General features: G+C 66.1%; 3 protein-coding genes. 2 read left to right on the top strand and 1 reads right to left on the bottom strand.

Features of this window, described 5'->3' with window-relative positions:
• The coding region (locus VGS97_RS05860) for a class I SAM-dependent methyltransferase (RefSeq protein ID WP_326852179.1) at positions 1 to 260 on the bottom strand (260 nt) is incomplete at its 3' end.
• A gap of 177 nt (positions 261 to 437) precedes the next feature.
• Here VGS97_RS05860 and VGS97_RS05855 point away from each other — a divergent pair.
• Complete coding sequence (locus VGS97_RS05855; protein ID WP_326852178.1) at positions 438 to 665, top strand: hypothetical protein; 228 nt, start codon at positions 438 to 440, stop codon at positions 663 to 665.
• A gap of 191 nt (positions 666 to 856) precedes the next feature.
• On the top strand, positions 857 to 2,754 hold a 1,898-nt coding region (locus tag VGS97_RS05850; RefSeq protein ID WP_326852177.1), incomplete at its 3' end, for a glycoside hydrolase family 15 protein.

The following is a 2,754-nucleotide window of genomic DNA, read 5'->3' as shown; positions in this document are numbered from 1 at the left end:
TGGCGCATCCGGCGGGTGAGTGCCTCGATCATCGGCGCGGAGCTGTCCAGGGCGGTGACTGAACCGGCCGGCCCGACCGCGCGGGCGGCGGCCAGGGTCGTTTCACCGGTGCCCGCGCCGACCTCGACCACGCGGCACCCGGCCGACACGCCGGCGGTGGACAACAGACATTCGTTGACCTCAGCCAGGGATTCTGCCCGGTGTTTCTCGCTGCGCAGCCACGCCGCAGCCAAGTCGAGATCAGACGCATTAGGTCTCACCTTCGCAACGTGGGAGCGAACATGCCTGAATGCCAGCTGGACGACTGCGGGATCAGTTGCGAGTTCGGATGCTCGTGCATGTCCGACGCGGCCGGATGCGAGTGCTGGTGCGAGAACATCTCACTGCCTCCACTCAAAAAGCTCCGGGTACGGGAGGCTAGGGATCCAGAGGCGTACGTGAATTTCCCGGCGTGGGGCATGCCGTTGGTGCGTCTGGTAGAGGTGTTCGACGACTTCTTTCCCGGCCAGATCCTGATGCCGGTCTCCAAGATGCAGGAGAAAGTCACTACCGACGAGGAGCTACGTCAGATCATGCTCGGCGATCTCGGCGAGTATCTCGGGCTGGTGCCGGTCAGGACGCCGCTGCCGGGACGTGCCACCCCGCCCACCGACGCCGAGGTCTGAAAACCCCTGCATCGACACGCCGCTGCACACCGCGGCTCTGATATGGGTGGTCGCCGACCCACGTGCCAGGATCACCAGGTCATTTGGAGGCGCACGCACATGGGGCAGCGACAATCCCTTGACCCCACCCGGCTGATGCGCTTGCCTGAGTAGGCCGGCAGACAGTGGCATCGGGCTTAACAAGGAGAGCCATGCGCGCACGATCCTGGTTCGTCGTTCTGGCGGTCGGCGCGGTTGTTGTCGGCTCGCTCGCGGCCGCTGTTCCGGCCGCTGTCGCCGCCCCCGTGCCCGCCACTGGGGGCCCAGGCGCCTTGAGCCACTTCGACCTCGCCCGAAAGGACTGTCTGGGCACGGCCCGCAACACGACGTCGAAGATCTGGTACACGGTCGCCGACGGCGTGCTGTCAGATGTCTATGCCCCGACGATCGACACGACGAACGTCGAGACGATGCAGTACCTCGTCACTGACGGCTCCTCGTTCACTGACCTGCAGACGCGCGACACGACCTACACCGTCTCCGCTGATTCGACCGGAATGGTCTGCACAGTCACGTCCACGGCTAAGACCGGTGCCTACCGGCTTACCACAACGTACCTCACCGATCCGGCGCGTCCGAGCGTCGTTGTCCAGACCAGCTACACGCCCCTGACGCCGGCCGCGGCCAGCTACCGGGTCTATGTCCGGCTGGACGCGACAGTCGGCGGCAACGGTGGCGGCGGCAGCGGCAACGGCGGTGCCGACAACGCGGTCATCGACACCACAACTGGTTCGCCGGTGCCGGTCTCCTACGACACGAACACCAAGACAAACGCCGCCAATCGCGATTATGCCGTGCCGAGCTTCCTGGCCCTGCGGGCAGACCAACCGTTCGGCGTAGTGAGCAGCGGCTTCGTGGGCACCCCGTCGGATGGACTCGCCCAGCTCGACTCCGCGCATATCCTGACGCCGACCGATTCCGCTCTCGGCGGTAATGTGGAGCAGACGGCGCAGGTGCGCTTCGACAAGCACGGCGACGCGATGCTCGCCCTCGGTTTCGGCACCACGCAGGCCGACGCCGTCGCCACCGCCAGCGCCACGGTCGGCCGGCCCTTCGGGTCGCTGCGCGGCCAATACCGGTCGGGGTGGCTTTCATACGACGACGCGCTCAATACCCCATCTGGAAGTCTCCCCGGCCTCACGCCGGCCCAGCAGGCGGCCGCAGTGAAGGATTACTACGTGTCCGCCAACGTAGTCAAAGCGAGCGAGGACAAGACATTCCCAGGGGCAATCGTGGCCTCGATCGCCTCGCCGTGGGGGCAGGCGGTCTCCGCCGGCGATCCGGCCAACACCTACTTCGGCTCCTACCGGGAAGTCTTCTCCCGGGACCTCTATGAGGCATGGACGGGGCTGTTGACGGACGGCGATCTGGCCACCGCCCGCGCCGCCACGAGGTTCCTGCTCGAGAAGCAGCAGCTCCCCGACGGGTCGTTGCCACGCAACTCGTTGGTCAACGGCAAGCTTGCGCCGGATTCCTTTAACACCCAACTGGATGAGGTTGCCTATCCGATCCTGATGGTGTTGCAGTCCGGCCTGGCCGGCGACGCCGGACTGTGGCCGCACGTACAGGCGGCGGCGAACTATTTGATCGCGCACGGGCCGTCGTTCGGGCCGGAGCGTTGGGAGGAGCAGAGCGGATACTCGCCGTCAACAATCGCGGCCGAGATCGCCGGGCTGGTCGCAGCCGCAACGATCGCCCAGCAGCACGCTTCTCCTGCCGACGCCCGGATCTGGCTCGCGACCGCGGACCACTACCAGCGATCCATCAAGGGCTGGACCGTCACGACGAACGGCCCTTTGTCGAGTCAGCCGTACTTCATCCGGCTTTCCAAGACCGGTGATCCGAATGCGGCGATCAGCTACAACGTCGGCAATGGCGGCCCGACGCTCGACCAGCGCGCGGTCATCGATGCCGGATTCCTCGAGCTGGTTCGCCTCGGCGAGCTGTCGGCCACCGACCCGGACGTTCTGAACTCGCTGACGGTGGTGGACAAGACCATCGAGAAGCAATCGGCGAGCGGCTCGGGGTGGTTGCGCTACAACGGCGACGG

The organism is Actinocrinis sp. (assembly GCF_035946395.1).
GTDB lineage: Bacteria > Actinomycetota > Actinomycetes > Streptomycetales > Catenulisporaceae > Actinocrinis.
This window is presented reverse-complemented; position numbering and strand designations above follow the sequence as displayed.